Below are 16,343 nucleotides of genomic sequence, written 5' to 3' on the forward strand. Positions count from 1 at the left end.
GAGATGAAATTTGGAATTATCGCAGCCATGCCACAAGAATTAAAGATTCTTGTAGAGCATCTACAAGATGGAACAGAAACCATCGTTTTGGGTCGAACCTACTATCAGGGACAAATCGGTCAACATGATGTAGTTCTCGTCCAATCAGGTATTGGAAAGGTAATGTCAGCCATGGCTGTTGCTATTTTGGCAGACCATTTTGCAGTTGATGTCATTGTTAATACAGGCTCAGCCGGTGCTGTTGCTGACGGTATAGCTATTGGTGATGTGGTTGTAGCAAATCAATTGGCATACCACGATGTCGATGTGACAGCTTTTGGCTATGCTTACGGACAAATGGCAGGGCAGGAATTGTATTATCCAGCAGATCAAGCCTTGTTAGAACAGCTCAGAACCGTTTTAGCAGAGCAGGAAATCATTAACCATGTGGGTCTGATTGTGACGGGCGATAGTTTTATCGCAGGTCAGGATAGAATTACTACGATCAAAACTCATTTCCCAGAAGTCCTTGCTGTAGAGATGGAAGGAGCAGCTATCGCACAAGCAGCTGTCAATACAGGTAAGCCATTCTTGGTTATCCGTGCCATGAGTGACACAGCTCAGGGAGATGCCAATATCACCTTTGATGAATTTATCATTCAAGCAGGAGAACGTTCTGCCCAGACCCTGATTGCCTTTCTGGAGAAAAATTAAGCAGGTTTTGACAACAATACATTGAAATAGGATGACAGTAGCAAAAAATTGTTACTGTTTTTCTTATGCAGTAATTTTAGCCCGACATTATAAGGTTTCAGTCATCTGTCCCCATACAGTTGTGGATATGTAATGTTGAAAAATGTATGATAATACTTTACAATTTTGTTTATGAAAAATAATTTAGGAGGTTGTTATGGTTCAGCGATTATTGCTTGCAAATGATTTGCCTGGTGTGGGCAAGGTTGCCCTAGCCACTAGCATCCCAATTGCAGCAGCCTGTCAGGTAGAAACGATTCTTTTACCAACGGTACTACTTTCTTCTCATACGGGTGGTTTCCCAGATGTTGTCATTGAAGATATGACTGACTTGAATCGAGCCTATTTTAGACAGTGGAAGAAATTGAATGTAAAAGTAGCGGGAATTCTGTCAGGTTATTGTAGAAATCCTCAGCAAGTTAGACAATTGGCAATGTACGCCAAGCAAACAGAAACACCATTGATTGTAGATCCGATTATGGGTGACAGTGGAAGACTGTATACAGGTTTTACATCATCCTATGTAGAGGCAATGAAAGAATTAACTCAGTCGGCCAAGCTCATTCTTCCGAATTTGACAGAGGCTGCGTTGTTAACTGGTCGGGAATATGTTGGAGAACACTATGATTTTTCGGTGATTGAAGACTTATTGGAGGCCTTGGCAAAGCAAGTGACAGCAGATATTGTACTGACAGGAATTTCCTTTGATGATAGCCAAATAGGTGTAGCCTATTTTCAGCAGGAAACAGGGGAAATTACTACCTATTTTTCTAAAAAATATCCAGCAAATTTCTTTGGAACAGGTGATATCCTATCTACCTTGTTAGCAGTAGCAACCATTGAACAAATCAATCTCAATCAAGCTATCCCTCTTGCTTTAGAATTTATTGACAAAAGCTTAAGACAAACCCTTTCATTGAATCGAGACCTAAAGTTAGGGATTTATTTTGAGCCATTTTTAGCAGAGTTACAAGAAACATTTCAAACATTAAAGGAGAAATTATGAAACAGAATCAATTACGTCAATTAACCGAAGTTAGTTTATATGCAGCCCTTATTTGTGTAGTCGTCTTCTTTATTCGTATTCCATTTGGGAGTCAATTTGTTCACTTAGGCAATGCTTTAGTAGTGGTAGGAGTTTTACTATTTGGAGCTAAAAAAGGAGCTGTGGCAGCGTCACTTGGTCTAGGCATCTTTGATTTACTATCTGGTTATGCTTCAGTCGCTTGGATTACCATTTTAGAATCGCTTATCGTCTGCTTTATTTTGCATTTATTTTATGAGAAATTCCTCAAGAAAAATGACCGCTTAACCAATATTATTTTGGTTGGAATTGTTGCGGCAATTACAAAAATCATCTTGAACCTATTGAAGTATACATTAACGGGAAGTTTTGTCGGAGGTTTAACCTTCTCAGCTTCCTTCCTCGTAGCTTTGGGTAAAATCTTAGGAACCTATGGCACTGCAATTACAACCATCATTGCTGTACCAATCCTCTATCAAGTATTCAAAGGTTTATATAATGGAAAACAAGGAAAGCAATCGTAATAAAAAAAGAAAACTTGAGGAAATTCTCAAGTTTTCTTTTTTTATTAGTCTGACTAGTTAGTGTAGTCTTTAATGATCTCAATTGACTCAATCTTAACATCTGTTTTTGGTTTATCATTGTCATCCGTCTCAACAGAAGCAATCTTGTCGACGACATCCATTCCATCAATCACTTGACCAAATACAGTATGTTTGCCATCTAAGTTTGGATTTCCGCCGTTTTTATAGGCGTCAACAATCTTACCAGGATAGCTGGAACTAGAAAGTTGGCTTGACATGTCTGTGGTATTTTGGTTGATAAAGAATTGGCTACCATTTGTACCGGTACCAGCATTGGCCATCGAAAGCGAGCCACGAATATTGTAAAGGAAGGCTGAAAACTCATCTTTGAAACCATTTCCAGCATCGATGGTCGTATCTTTTCCTGCCCAGATAGATTCACCACCAGTACCATTTCCAAGTGGATCTCCGCCTTGAATCATAAAGTCTTTAATGACGCGATGGAAGATGGTGCCATTGTAGTATCCTTCCTTTGCATGGGTTAAGAAATTTTCAACGGTCAAAGGTGCCTGCTCAGGGAAGAGTTTGATAGTAATATCCCCTTCAGTTGTCTTGATTTTAACGGCAGCCTCATTTTCAGCTATATCAGTTGACAGTTGTGGAAAGGAAGCAGATGGATTGTTGATCGCATAAGCCAAATCCTTTGCATATTGACTTGATGCTGTCGTATCCGTAGTTGTAGATGCTACAGATGTTGAACTTGTGGAGCTGGAGGAATCTGAAGTTGATGAGCTATTTCCGCAGGCAGTTAGAAATAAACTGGATGCAAGTAAAAACAGTATTGCTTTCTTCATAGAAAATACCTTTCTGGTTCTTATAAATTATGCACATTCTACCATGTTTTCCCATTTTTTTCAATTTTTCTCCTAGATGAGATCAATCGTTTCTAAATGAACTAAATATGATATACTATTGTTATAAATGCAATAGGAGGTTACCATATGTTTGGAAATTTATTTGGTCCACAGGGAGAGATTATGTGGGAAATGGCTTTTTTTTATGTCGTTTTTATTTTCATAATTGGGCTAATTTTTTTTCAAATCCTTCGAAATTTTTTGGAGTGGCATCGTAATAACTAATCACCGATTGAGACCTGTCAAGCCTTACTGGTCATAAAGCGAACGGATGTCTTTGGAAATGAAACAGCCCGGACCAATTATTATCTGACATTTGAATGGAATGGTCAAAGAAGGGAGTTTCATGTCAAGGATCATGAATACGGATTGTTAACGGAAGGTGATAAAGGAACATTGATCTTTCAAGGAACTCGCATGCTTTCTTTTGAACGCAAAACCTAGTCACTAATCTAGGTTTTTCCTGTGGAATAGTGTATAATGATGTTACTATTTAGAGATAATAATGTGAGGTAATTATGTCTGTTGAACAACGTATCGCAGAAATGTATAATGACTATGAGGTCAAACCCTATATTTCCCCAGAACGTGATCTTGCGACCTGGCTATTAGAAGCTAAACCGGTGCCAAAGCGTAATATGGTTCGTCTAGAAGAAGGTCTGTTACCAGGGGATATCATTTTATTATGGCGCATTAACTTTGGAACGTTTGAAACAACCACCCCCTATCCAAAGTATTTTGAGTATATCTATGGTATCAATGGTCCAGAACATATGGAACAATTAATCACAGATGGATATGCTTATGTTGAGTCTGCCTTTGATTCATTGGATCACATCACTTCAACTGCTAAGAAAAATATACTCAAAGCAGAAGGATTTAGTGGTTTATCCAAGTTAAAAGTTGCTGACCTTGATGCAGCACTTAAGGAGTATTTGACTGAAGAAAAACTGGCACCATATTTTTCAGTTCGCGGCTACGCCTTGACGGAAAAGGGAAAATCAGCACTAGACAATCACCCCGAAGTAATCGACAAACATCCGAAGAAAAAAATGTGATCAGCAAGGCTGGCCCTTTTTTCTTCTTGACAGAAAACGCTATCAGTGGTATTGTGTTATAAACATTGAAACGTTTCATTTTTTTGTAACTAGGAAGGATGAGTCATGAAGCCAACTAAATCAATTACTATGAAAGATGTCGCCAAATTAGCAGGAGTCAGTGTTGGAACAGTGTCTCGAGTCATCAATCAAGAGCAAGGAATAAAAGAGATAACGTTGAAGAAAGTTCAACAAGCGATAGATGAATTAGGCTACATACCAGATGTTTATGCTCGAGGGATGAAAAAAAATAAGACAGAAACGATTGCCTTAATTGTTCCCAGTGTTTGGCATCCATTTTTTGGAGAATTTGCTTTTCATGTTGAAGTTGAATTAAGTAAGAAAGGCTATAAGCTATTGTTGTGCAATATTTCTGGTCCAAAAAGAGAGTTAGATTATATCATGATGCTTCAGCAAAACAAAGTAGACGGTATTATCGCCATCACCTATAGTCCGATTGAAGATTATTTATCATCAAATATTCCCTTTGTTAGTATTGACCGTACGTATGAAGATAAGGCAATTGCATGTGTAAGTTCCGATAATCAAAAGGGAGCTGAACTTGCTGCTCAAGTACTCATTTCAAAAGGAGGGACACATTTTGGTTTCATTGGTGGTCATAATAAAACAATCAATGAAACCAAGAAACGGCGATTATTTTTTGAGAAAACAATTTTAGAGGCTGGTTTTCCCTGTGAGGTTTTAGATTTAGAGGAACCCTATGATAATTTTTTAGAGGAAGTTGAGGTTTTTTTACGCCAACACCCTGAAATAGATGCTTTATTCACGATAAATGACTTCACAGCGATTGACGCTATCTCAATATTAGAAAAACTTGGGAAAAAGGTTCCTGAAGATGTACAGGTCGTAGGATATGATGGTATTCGTCAAGCCGAAGAGCGTACGCAGTATCTATCGACGATTCGTCAACCTATTGAAGAAATGGCAACAGAAGCTGTTCAATGTCTGTTAGATATTTTAGATAAAAAAGATCGTCCACTCCAAATAACCTTACCAATTTCGTACCTAGAAGGAAAAACGACAAAAAATTAAAAATAGGGGTTGACAGAAAACGGTTACAATGATAACATAAAATCATCAAGTTAGTTGATTTTATGTTATCAAAAAATGAAACGTTTCAAAACAATTGTAATAGAGAGGAGATGGACATCCTCTTTATAAAATCATAATTTTTTGAAACGTTTCAAAAGGAGTTTATATGAAAACATCGAAACTTCAGCAAACGTCAGTTTGGGAAAGAATAAAGCAACAAAAAATTCTCTTACTCATGTTGCTACCAGGTTTGGCCTTGACCTTCATTTTCCGATACATTCCCATGTATGGAGTTCTGATTGCTTTTAAAGATTACAACCCTCTAAGAGGTCTGCTAGGCAGTGAGTGGATTGGTTTTACTGAATTCACAAAATTCCTCTCTTCACCAAATTTCGGTACTTTGCTGGCCAACACCTTGAAGTTGAGTATCTATGGTTTACTTTTAGGATTTTTGCCACCGATTATTTTGGCTATCATGCTGAATCAACTATTGAGTGACAAGGCTAAAAAACGGATTCAGTTGGTGCTTTACGCTCCAAACTTTATCTCAGTCGTGGTTATCGTCGGTATGATTTTCCTATTCTTCTCAGTTGGTGGCCCTGTTAACTCAATCCTCGGTAAGTTCGGCCTTGAAACAAATTTCCTGACCGATCCTGATTTCTTCAGACCACTCTATATCTTAAGTGGTATTTGGCAAGGTATGGGTTGGGCATCTACTCTTTATACGGCAACTCTTGTAAATGTGGATCCGGCCTTGATAGAAGCAGCAAAATTAGATGGAGCAAATATCCTCCAACGTATCTGGCACATAGATTTGCCAGCTCTTAAACCGATGATGGTTATCCAGTTTATACTTGCTGCCGGTGGGATTATGAATGTTGGGTATGAAAAAGCGTTCTTGATGCAAACCTCATTGAACTTGACAAGTTCAGAAATCATTTCAACTTATGTATATAAGATAGGTTTGATTTCAGGCGATTACTCTTATTCAACAGCTGTAGGTTTGTTTAATGCATTGATTAATATCATCTTGCTCATAGCTGTGAATAAATTTGTCCAACGAATTAATGATGGACAAGGGTTATAGGAGGTTTGTATGAATACACAATTGTATACAGAATTTGATAAGTGGATGCTTGTCGTAAATAAAATAATCATTGCCTTCCTAGTATTGATAACTGTTGTTCCTATGGTCTACATTTTAGTTGCATCATTTATGGATCCTCAGGCTTTAATCAGTAAGGGTATTAGTTTTGATCCAAAGGATTGGACAATTGAAGGTTATCAGAGAGTTTTTTCAGATAAATCAATTATTCGTGGTTTTTTGAATTCCCTCTTCTACTCATTTTCATTTGCCTTCATTACTGTGGCAATATCCGTATTGACTGCCTATCCATTATCTAAGAAAGATTTAGTTGGTAAAAAATGGATTAATGCCTTTCTAGTCTTTACCATGTTTTTCGGTGGTGGTTTGGTACCGACATATCTCTTGGTAAAAGATTTGGGAATGTTGAACACAGTCTGGGCGATTATTATCCCTAATGCAGTCAATGTTTGGAATATCATCTTGGCACGGACCTATTTCCAAACCTTACCAGACGAATTAGTTGAAGCAGCAGTCATGGACGGTGCTAATGAATTTTAAATTTTCTTAAAAATAATGTTGCCGTTGGCTAAGCCTATCATGTTTGTACTTTTCCTCTATGCCTTTGTTGGTCAGTGGAATTCATACTTTGATGCTATGATCTACATTAAAGATCCGAACTTGGAACCACTCCAATTAGTTCTACGTAAAATCCTCATTCAAAGTGAGCCTGCTAAGGACATGATTGGAGCGCAAGCGGCCATGAATGAAATGAAGCGTATTGCTGAAATGATCAAGTATGCAACAATTATTATTTCAAGTTTACCATTGATTGTTATGTATCCATTCTTCCAGAAATACTTTGATAAAGGTATTATGGCAGGTTCATTAAAAGGTTAACAAATCATCTTTCAGCTTCACTTTTCTAAAACCGAATGGGGAGCTTAAAAGACCATCTATACTATCTAAACACAAATAGGAGGTTGTTTCAGATGAAACACAAAATTGGAAAAACGGTTGTCACTCTTCTAGCAAGTACAGTTCTTTTAGCTGCATGTGGTTCAAAAAATGTTGCTTCAAGCCCGGATTATGAATTGAAAGATGTTCAATTCCCGCTTGAAAAATCAGTTACGCTTAAGTTCATGACAGCTAGTTCACCTCTAGCTCCAGCTGATCCTAATGATAAGTTGATTTTCCAACGTCTTGAGAAAGAAACGGGCGTTCATATTGACTGGACAAACTATCAATCAGACTTTGCTGAAAAACGGAATCTTGACATTGCATCAGGAGCCCTACCAGATGCTATTCATAATGACGGTGCATCTGATGTCGAATTGATGAACTGGGCTAAACAAGGGGTTATCGTACCAGTTGAAGATTTGATTGATGAGTACATGCCAAACCTCAAGAAAATTTTGGATGAAAATCCAGAGTACCGTTCCATGATTACAGCACCAGACGGTCATATCTACTCATTCCCATGGATTGAAGAATTGGGCGAAGGTAAGGAATCAATCCACACTTTAGCGATATTGCTTGGATTAACAAGGAATGGTTGGACAAGCTTGGTCTTGACATGCCAGAAACAACAGATGACTTGATCAAGGTCTTGGAAGCCTTCAAGACAAAAGATCCAAACGGCAACGGTAAGGCAGATGAAATCCCAATGTCCTTTGTCAACGGTAACGGCGGCGAAGACTTCAAGATTCTCTTTGGTGCCTTCGGTGTCGGTGACAACGATGACCATATCGTCGTAAACAATGACGGTACCGTTGACTTTACAGCGGACAATGAGGATTACAAAGAAGGTGTTGAGTTCATGCGTACCCTTCAGGAAAAAGGTCTTATTGACCCAGAAGCCTTTGAGCAAGACTGGAATACCTACTTGTCAAAAGGAAGTGAAAACCTCTATGGTGTGTACTTCACATGGGACAAGGCCAACATCACTGGTATGAATGAGGTCTATGACATCTTGCCAGTATTGACAGGACCAGATGGCACCAAGCACATTACACGTACCAACGGTATAGGCTTCCAGCGTGACCGCATGGTCATCACATCTGCCAACAAAAACTTGGAATTGACCGCTAAATGGATCGATGCCCAGTATACACCACTTCAGTCTGTCCAAAACAACTGGGGAACTTACGGTGATGAGAAACAGCAAAACATCTTTGAGTTTGACAAGGCCAGCAATATGCTCAAACACTTGCCGCTCAACGGTACTGCACCAGCCGAACTCCGTGAGAAGACAGCGGTTGGTGGACCATTGGCCATCCTTGATGAGTACTACGGTACAGTCACTACCATGCCAGACGATGCGAAATGGCGTTTGGACTTGATGCACGCAACCTATCTTGACTATGTGACCAACGACAATATCTACCCTCGTGTCTTCATGGAGGAAGAAGATTTGGATAAGATTGCACAAGTGGAGGCAGATATGAATGATTTCATCTACCGCAAACGTGCAGAATGGATTGTAAATGGTGGTATTGAAGAAGAATGGGATAGCTACTTGGCCGAACTTAACAATTATGGATTAGAAGAATTGTTAGAAATTAAACAAAAATACTATGACCAATATAAAGCAAATCAGTAATTAAAAAGGGGGCTACCTGTGAAAACAGTTGAAAAAGCCAATCAATTTATTTTAGAAGAAAAAGAAACGATTAATCCATTATTCAAACCTAAAGCTCACTTCACACCAGAAATAGGATGGATTAACGACCCAAATGGATTTGTCTTCTTCCGTGGAGAGTACCATTTGTTCTACCAATTCAACCCTTACGAGAGTGTTTGGGGGCCAATGCACTGGGGTCATGCTAAAAGTGAGGACTTGGTCAACTGGGAACAACTTCCTGTTGCCCTTGCTCCTGACAAGGACTACGATAAGGATGGCTGTTTCTCTGGTTCAGCCATTGTCAAAGACGATGTTCTCTGGCTCATGTACACAGGTCACATTGTCAATGAAGATGGCACAGTTAGCCAAGTCCAGAACATGGCATTCTCGACAGATGGTATTCACTTTGAAAAAATTGAGCAGAATCCAGTCGCAACTGCAGATGGACTGCCAGAAGAAGTGATCGCAAATGATTTCCGAGATCCGAAGATTTTTGAGAAAGATGGTCATTACTACTCAGTTGTTGCAACTAAGCACCAGGATAATGTTGGCTGTATTGTCTTACTCAGTTCTCCCAACCTGACAGAATGGAAATTTGAGTCTATCTTCTTGAAAGGTGAAGCCAACCAAGGCTTTGTTTGGGAATGTCCCGACTACTTTGAAGTGGATGGTCAAGAGTACCTAATTATCTCCCCAATGCGTTACCAAAAAGATGGAAATGACTTTATCAATATCAATTCCAATATCTTTGTGACAGGGCATGTTGATTGGGATAGGAAAGTCTTTGTGGCAGATTCCTTTAAGGAAATTGACCATGGGCATGATTTCTATGCAGCTCAAACAACAGAAAGCCCTGAAGGTGAGCGCGTGATGGTGGCATGGATGCACACTTGGGGACGTAAGTTGGTCACCAATGATTTTGGGCATAAGTGGTACGGGCAGATGACTCTTCCACGCATTCTCAAAAAGAACGAAAATGGATTGCATCAAGTTCTGCCAACAAGTGTTTTGGAAGCTTTCAAAGATATTGAAATCGGACAAAGTATCAAAGGTCCTAGCAAGTTCTCTCTTAAATTGGAAGATAGTTTGGAGTTAAGGCTTGGCTCTGACCAAGATTATCTTCAATTTGGTTATGATAAGGAAAGCCAAGAAGTCTACATCGATCGTGGTCACCTTGATATCCAGCAAACTGGAGAAGAAGAATGGTCAACCATTCGCCGATCAGTTACGGTTGCAGCTGAAGAGTTATTGATTATGATAGATACCAACTGTGTAGAAATTTTTGTCAATAATGGCCAAGAAGTTTTGACCTCAACTTACTATGTTGAAGGTCAGAGAACTTTAAATACTCTATAAATTTGTTTCCTCTAAATTTTTTCACTCCAAGAAAGGTCCTGCTTGCAGGGCTTTTTCTGATGTGAAAAATCTCCTTAATTATGATAAAATAAGGAGATTGAGAAAGTTGAGGTATCTATGCGAAAGACGGGTAAAAAAGGTAAGACAACGAGACGTCCGACAAAGGCAGAGTTGGCCCAACAAGAGCGTGTTAAAAAGATAGTTTTACGTATCATAGGGATCCTATTTTTGGCATTTTCAGCAAGTCGACTAGGCATTTTTGGGGTAACTAGTTACAATATTTTTCGCCTACTGTTTGGAAGTTTGGCCTATCTATTGATGGCAGGTGCATTCTTCTACTTCTTGTTTCCAAATAAGATTCGGAATCGTGAAGGAACCATTTCCGGTTTTTGGCTAATTATTGTGGGACTCTTGCTCGAATTTCATGCCTATTTTGACTGGAATTTTGAGGGAAATGATTTGTTTAATCAGACACTCAAGTTGGCTCTTCGAGATTTGTCCTCATTCAAAGTGTCAGAGTTTTTTGGAGGAGGTTTAGTTGGAAATCTACTCTATTTGCCAGTGTCATTCCTGTTTTCAAATGTAGGCACCTTTTTCATCGGCTTCTTATTGATTGCCTTTGGAATTTTCTTTATGAGTCCATGGTCTGTTTATGATGTAGCGGATGGATTGGTGGTTTTCAAAGATAAATTTTCAGAAAGACAGGAAAAAAGAGCAGAGCTTCGCGCTCAGAAGCGGGTTGAACGAGAAGAAAAACGCCAGCAAGAATTAACTCGTCTTGAGGAGGAGCGCCTCCGGATTGAACATGAAACAGAGACAAACATCGTAGACACTGTATCTGAAAGGACAGTTGATCTTGAAACAGGAGAGATTCTGGAGGAAGCAGTGGAGGAAACCCCTTTTCAGGTACCGATTATTTCAGAATTTGATCATTTGGAACCAGAGGATGATTTTCCAATCATGCTCGCGGAGGACGACGTTTTAGCTACGCTTGATAACCAAGAAAGTAAGGTTGAAGAAGTTGAAGATACGGATATTCAGATTGACTTCAAGCCTAAGCAACGTTTAGCCTATAAATTGCCGACAATTGATTTATTTGCACCTATTAAAGTCAAGGGACAAAGCAATGAAAAGCGAATCGTACGTCAGAATATAAAAGTTTTAGAAGAAACCTTCGCAAGTTTTGGGATCAAAGTAGTTGTTGAACGGGCAGAAATTGGACCTTCTGTAACTCGATATGAGTTGAAACCAGCAGTTGGGGTTCGCGTCAATCGCATTTCTAATTTGGCAGATGATCTGGCTCTTGCCTTAGCAGCTAAAGATGTTCGGATTGAAGCCCCTATTCCCGGGAAGTCTTTAGTCGGTATCGAAGTTCCTAATACAGAAGTGGCAATGGTGCCTTTCCGAGAATTATGGGAACAATCCATGACAGACCCAGCTAAATTGTTAGAAATTCCGCTTGGTAAAGCTGTCAATGGGACGGTGCGTTCGTTTGATTTGACACGGATGCCCCACTTGTTAGTTGCTGGCTCGACAGGATCGGGGAAATCAGTGGCAGTCAATGGAATCATTTCATCTATTTTGATGAAAGCAAGCCCAGACCAAGTGAAGTTCATGATGATTGACCCTAAAATGGTAGAGTTATCGGTTTACAATGATATTCCTCATTTATTAATTCCTGTTGTAACCAATCCACGGAAAGCCGCACGGGCTCTTCAAAAAGTCGTTGACGAAATGGAAAAACGGTACGAACTTTTCAGTCAAGTAGGGGTTAGAAATTTGGAAGGCTACAATGCCAAAGTGGAAGAATTTAACAGACGTTCTGACGAAAAACAAATTCCATTACCACTTATCGTCGTTATCGTAGATGAATTGGCAGATTTGATGATGGTAGCTAGCAAGGAAGTTGAAGACGCAATTATACGTCTTGGTCAAAAAGCCCGTGCTGCGGGTATTCATATGATTTTAGCAACACAACGTCCCTCAGTAGACGTTATCTCTGGTCTAATTAAGGCAAATGTTCCATCTCGTGTTGCTTTTGCTGTAGCATCAGGTACGGATTCACGGACTATTTTAGGTGAGAATGGAGCAGAAAAACTGCTTGGACGGGGGGACATGCTATTCCATCCAATTGGAGAATCTGCACCAATGCGTTTACAAGGGTCCTTTATTTCAGACGATGATGTAGAACGTATCGTTCAATTTGTAAAAGAGCAGGCTGACGCAGAATATGATGACACCTTTGATCCAGGAGAAGTATCTGACAGTGATACAGATTACGGTGCAAACGGTGGATCCAACGAAGGAGATCCACTCTTTAATGAAGCAAGAGCATTAGTCATTGAGACGCAAAAAGCAAGTGCATCGATGATTCAACGTAGGCTATCGGTCGGATTTAATAGGGCGACTCGATTAATGGAAGAACTAGAAGCTGCTGGTGTGATCGGACCTGCAGAAGGCACAAAACCAAGAAAGGTATTAGAAACACAATAATGAAACTTGATACTGTACACCATATTGCTATCATTGGTAGCAATTATGAAAATACAAGGGAATTTTATGTTGAAAAGTTAGGGTTCGAACAACTTGATGAGCACATCCGTCCAGAAAAAAAGGATATTCTTTTTAATGTAAGAAAAGGTAATCTGGTTTTGGAAATTTTCATTAAACCAGATGCCCCAAAGCGACCAGCTATGCCAAATCCAGAGCATACTGGACTCCGTCATCTAGCATTTAAGGTTGAGAATGTAGAAGAGTGTTTAAGCAAGTTTGATATGCTTGGGATTCCGCATGAAAGCGTACGATGGGATGATTTTGACGGAAAAAAGATGGCATTTTTCTTTGATCCAGATGGTCTTCCATTAGAAATCCATGAATAATTTAGTCATTACTTGAAGGAATTTGAGCAAGTTCTAATAAAATTTGAACCATTGATTGGAATAAAAGTAGTTAGTAAACAGCTAATTACTTTTTTTGTCAAATAATTTTATGTTTCAACGTAACAAAAACTAACATAATATGTAAAAGATTTGAAGTATGTTATTTACTGTATAATTTCACAGAATAGATTTTTGAGAAACAGGGGTAAAAGCGAATGTTGTCAAGTGTTAACGAAGACATAATTCGCGATTAGTATAAAAAATAAGTATGTCACAACAGGTGCTAATATATATTACGTATATTAAAAACTGAAAGAAAAGTCAGAAAATTTTATCAAACACTTGCTAGTGAATAAAGATTAGTATATAATCTTAAGCATAACTTAAAAAGTTGTTAAAAAGTTCGTAATCAGGGAGATTATCTTATGAATAAATGGAAAAAACTTGCTACAGCTGGTTTGGCTGTTGCTACACTTTCTGTATTAGCTGCCTGTGGTAATGGAGGTTCAAAATCTTCATCATCAGACACTTCTACAATCAATTGGTATACACCTACTGAAATTCTTACTTTAGATATTTCAAAAAACACAGATCGCTATTCAGCAATGGCAATCGGTAATGCTGGAAGTAACTTGCTTCGTGTAGATGAAAATGGTAAAAACCAACCTGACTTAGCTGAAAAAGTTGAAGTTTCTGAAGATGGTAAAACATTTACAGCTACTCTTCGTGATGGTATTAAATGGTCTGATGGTAGCGACATCACTGCTGAAGATTTTGTTTATACATGGCGTCGTATGGTAGATCCAGCAACTGCGTCTGAGTATGCATATCTTGTATCGGATGCCCATGTATTAAATGCTGATGAAGTTATTTCTGGTGAAAAACCAGTTGAGGAATTGGGTGTAAAAGCGGATGGAAACAAAGTTATCTTTACCTTGTCTACTCCAGCTCCTCAATTCGAAAGCTTGTTAACTTTCTCTAACTTTGTTCCACAAAAAGAATCATTTGTTAAGGAAGCTGGCGAAGATTACGGTACATCTTCAGATAAGATGTTGTACTCTGGTCCATTCGTTGTAGAAGATTGGAATGGTACAAGCGGTAGCTTTAAACTTGTGAAAAACGAAAATTACTGGGATGCGGAAAATGTAAAAACAGAGACCGTAAACGTTCAAACTGTTAAAAAGCCTGATACTGCGGTTCAGATGTATAAACAAGGTGAGCTTGACTTTGCAAACATTTCTCAAACATCTGCAATCTACAATGCTAATAAAAACAATGAAGATGTCATCGAGATTGCTGAAGCTCGTGCAGACTACTTGGTATACAACGAAACTGGTAGTGTAGAAGCTTTGACAAACGAAAAAATTCGTGAAGCTTTGAACCTTGCAACTGACCGTGAAGGACTTGTAAAAGCCGCAGCTGATACTGGTACAAACCCAGCAACTGCATTTGTACCAAAAGGTTTGGCAACATTGACTGATGGTACAGACTTAAATGAGTTTGTGTCACAACCGTATACATTTGACAAGAAGAAAGCTGCGCAATTGTTCAAAGAAGGTTTGGCTGAGTTAGGTGTTGATAGCTTAACATTGACAATTACAGCAGATTCAGATAACCCAATCAAGAAAGCAGCAACTGACTACATCAAAGAACTTTGGGAAACAACTCTTCCAGGCTTAACTGTTGAAGAAAAATTTGTAACCTTTAAACAACGTTTGGAAGATACAAAAAATCAAAACTTTGAAGTTGCATTCGTAAGCTGGGGCGGTGACTATCCAGAAGGTTCAACATTCTACGGTTTGTTCCAATCTGGTTCAGCTTATAACTACGGTAAAGTAAATAGCCCTGAGTTTGACGCTGCTTATGAAAAAGCTTTGACAACTGATGCTTTGGACAAAGATGCAGGGGCAGCAGACTACAAAGCAGCAGAACAAGTTCTTTACGAGGGTTCACACTACAACCCACTTTACAACTTGTCTAACAAAGGATTGCAAAACCCTAACATCAAAGGTCTAGTTCGTAATTCAACAGGTCTTGATGTGGACTTCACACATGCTTACAAAACTAAATAAGTTGTACGAATGATGAACAAATTTGCAAGGATTGGATCTGCCAATTCTTGCTTTTGCTTTGAGGAATAATATGACTAAATATCTATTGAAAAGGATCGCCATTCTGTTGGTGACACTATGGGTTGTTATTACCCTTTCCTTCTTTCTGATGCAAATTATGCCTGGGACTCCTTACAATAGTCCGAGACTTACTGATGAAATGATTGAAATAATGAATAAACAGTATGGTTTGGACAAGCCACTGTGGCAACAATACCTAAAATATCTGAATGATATTTTACATGGAGATCTTGGTACAAGTTACCAATCTGCTAACCAGTCTGTTTCAAAATTGATTACACAACGCCTAGGAGTATCTGTACATCTTGGTTTTCAAGCTCTTGTTGTTGGTATAAGTGGTGGTTTGTTAATCGGGGCTGTTTCCGCTCGTAACAAAAACAATAAAATTGATGGCTTTTTAAGTGTGGTTTCAACTCTGGGAATTTCAGTACCAGCCTTCATCATTGGTTTGCTTTTGTTGGACTATCTTGGTTTTAAATGGGCACTGTTGCCTCTTTCAGGGTGGGGAACATTTGGACAAACAATCTTGCCAACTTTCGCCCTTGCAATCCCAGTTTTTGCACAGGTTACACGTTTCTTCAGAAGTGAAATGATTGAAACCTTGAACACCGACTATATTCAGTTGGCGCGTGCAAAGGGTATGACAAATCGTCAAGTAACCAAACATCATGCTTACCGTAATTCAATGATTCCTGTTCTGACCTTGGTTGGACCAATGGCAGCTAATATTTTGACGGGTTCAGCTTTGATTGAACAGATTTTTTCTATTCCAGGGATAGGTCAACAGTTTGTAACGTCAATTCCTACAAAAGACTATCCAGTGATTATGGGGACTACAATTGTCTATGCAATGATGCTCATGATTGCTATTTTGATTACGGACATTATCATTAGCATTGTGGATCCACGTGTCAGACTGGGATAA

At 38.9% G+C, this 16,343-nt stretch carries 13 protein-coding genes and 2 pseudogenes; 14 read left to right on the plus strand and 1 reads right to left on the minus strand.

Features of this window, described 5'->3' with window-relative positions:
• Positions 1-3 precede the first annotated feature (3 nt).
• The 3 genes from ACPC57_RS06020 (at position 4) to ACPC57_RS06030 (ending at position 2,280) form a co-directional block, all read left to right on the plus strand.
• On the plus strand, positions 4-693 hold the full coding sequence (locus ACPC57_RS06020) for a 5'-methylthioadenosine/adenosylhomocysteine nucleosidase (RefSeq protein ID WP_274504187.1): 690 nt from the start codon (positions 4-6) through the stop codon (positions 691-693).
• Positions 694-889: 196 nt separating this feature from the next.
• The gene (locus ACPC57_RS06025; protein ID WP_434066506.1) at positions 890-1,738 is read left to right on the plus strand and encodes a pyridoxamine kinase; all 849 of its coding nucleotides are present in this window, start codon (positions 890-892) and stop codon (positions 1,736-1,738) included.
• Positions 1,735-2,280, plus strand: coding sequence for an ECF transporter S component (locus tag ACPC57_RS06030; RefSeq protein WP_434066507.1), 546 nt, complete (start codon positions 1,735-1,737; stop codon positions 2,278-2,280). The genes ACPC57_RS06025 and ACPC57_RS06030 overlap by 4 nt, the downstream gene beginning before the upstream one ends.
• 53 nt (positions 2,281-2,333) lie before the next feature.
• Here ACPC57_RS06030 and ACPC57_RS06035 read toward each other — a convergent pair whose 3' ends face one another.
• On the minus strand, positions 2,334-3,134 hold the full coding sequence (locus ACPC57_RS06035; protein WP_217374097.1) for a peptidylprolyl isomerase: 801 nt from the start codon (positions 3,132-3,134) through the stop codon (positions 2,334-2,336).
• 291 nt (positions 3,135-3,425) lie between these two features.
• Between ACPC57_RS06035 and ACPC57_RS06040 the strand changes: the two genes are divergently transcribed.
• The 11 genes and pseudogenes from ACPC57_RS06040 to ACPC57_RS06090 all read left to right on the plus strand — a co-directional run bounded on the left by ACPC57_RS06040 (position 3,426) and on the right by ACPC57_RS06090 (position 16,343).
• The gene (locus ACPC57_RS06040; RefSeq protein ID WP_277837964.1) at positions 3,426-3,638 is read left to right on the plus strand and encodes a DUF2500 domain-containing protein; all 213 of its coding nucleotides are present in this window, start codon (positions 3,426-3,428) and stop codon (positions 3,636-3,638) included.
• A 74-nt stretch (positions 3,639-3,712) separates the two neighbouring features.
• Positions 3,713-4,252, plus strand: a complete 540-nt coding sequence (locus tag ACPC57_RS06045; protein WP_434066508.1) for a hypothetical protein — start codon at positions 3,713-3,715, stop codon at positions 4,250-4,252.
• Between the two features lie 105 nt (positions 4,253-4,357).
• On the plus strand, positions 4,358-5,344 hold the full coding sequence (locus ACPC57_RS06050; RefSeq protein WP_434066509.1) for a LacI family DNA-binding transcriptional regulator: 987 nt from the start codon (positions 4,358-4,360) through the stop codon (positions 5,342-5,344).
• A 166-nt stretch (positions 5,345-5,510) separates the two neighbouring features.
• A complete protein-coding gene (locus ACPC57_RS06055; protein WP_434065501.1) occupies positions 5,511-6,431 on the plus strand; it encodes an ABC transporter permease in 921 nt (306 codons plus the stop codon).
• Between the two features lie 9 nt (positions 6,432-6,440).
• Positions 6,441-7,328: pseudogene (locus ACPC57_RS06060) on the plus strand (carbohydrate ABC transporter permease).
• A 92-nt stretch (positions 7,329-7,420) separates the two neighbouring features.
• Positions 7,421-9,030 (plus strand): annotated as a pseudogene (locus tag ACPC57_RS06065) (ABC transporter substrate-binding protein).
• Between the two features lie 18 nt (positions 9,031-9,048).
• Positions 9,049-10,407, plus strand: coding sequence for a glycoside hydrolase family 32 protein (locus ACPC57_RS06070; RefSeq protein ID WP_434066510.1), 1,359 nt, complete (start codon positions 9,049-9,051; stop codon positions 10,405-10,407).
• 117 nt (positions 10,408-10,524) lie between these two features.
• Positions 10,525-12,900, plus strand: coding sequence for a DNA translocase FtsK (locus tag ACPC57_RS06075; RefSeq protein ID WP_434066511.1), 2,376 nt, complete (start codon positions 10,525-10,527; stop codon positions 12,898-12,900).
• A complete protein-coding gene (gene gloA2 / locus ACPC57_RS06080; RefSeq protein WP_217374089.1) occupies positions 12,900-13,286 on the plus strand; it encodes an SMU1112c/YaeR family gloxylase I-like metalloprotein in 387 nt (128 codons plus the stop codon). The genes ACPC57_RS06075 and gloA2 overlap by 1 nt, the downstream gene beginning before the upstream one ends.
• A 425-nt stretch (positions 13,287-13,711) precedes the next feature.
• Positions 13,712-15,358 carry a peptide ABC transporter substrate-binding protein gene (locus ACPC57_RS06085; protein WP_277837646.1) on the plus strand — a complete coding sequence of 549 codons (1,647 nt, stop codon included), beginning with the start codon at positions 13,712-13,714 and terminating at the stop codon, positions 15,356-15,358.
• Positions 15,359-15,428: 70 nt separating this feature from the next.
• Positions 15,429-16,343, plus strand: coding sequence for an ABC transporter permease (locus ACPC57_RS06090; RefSeq protein WP_217374087.1), 915 nt, complete (start codon positions 15,429-15,431; stop codon positions 16,341-16,343).

The organism is Streptococcus sp. VTCC 12886 (assembly GCF_049893425.1).
Lineage (GTDB): Bacteria > Bacillota > Bacilli > Lactobacillales > Streptococcaceae > Streptococcus > Streptococcus suis_AA.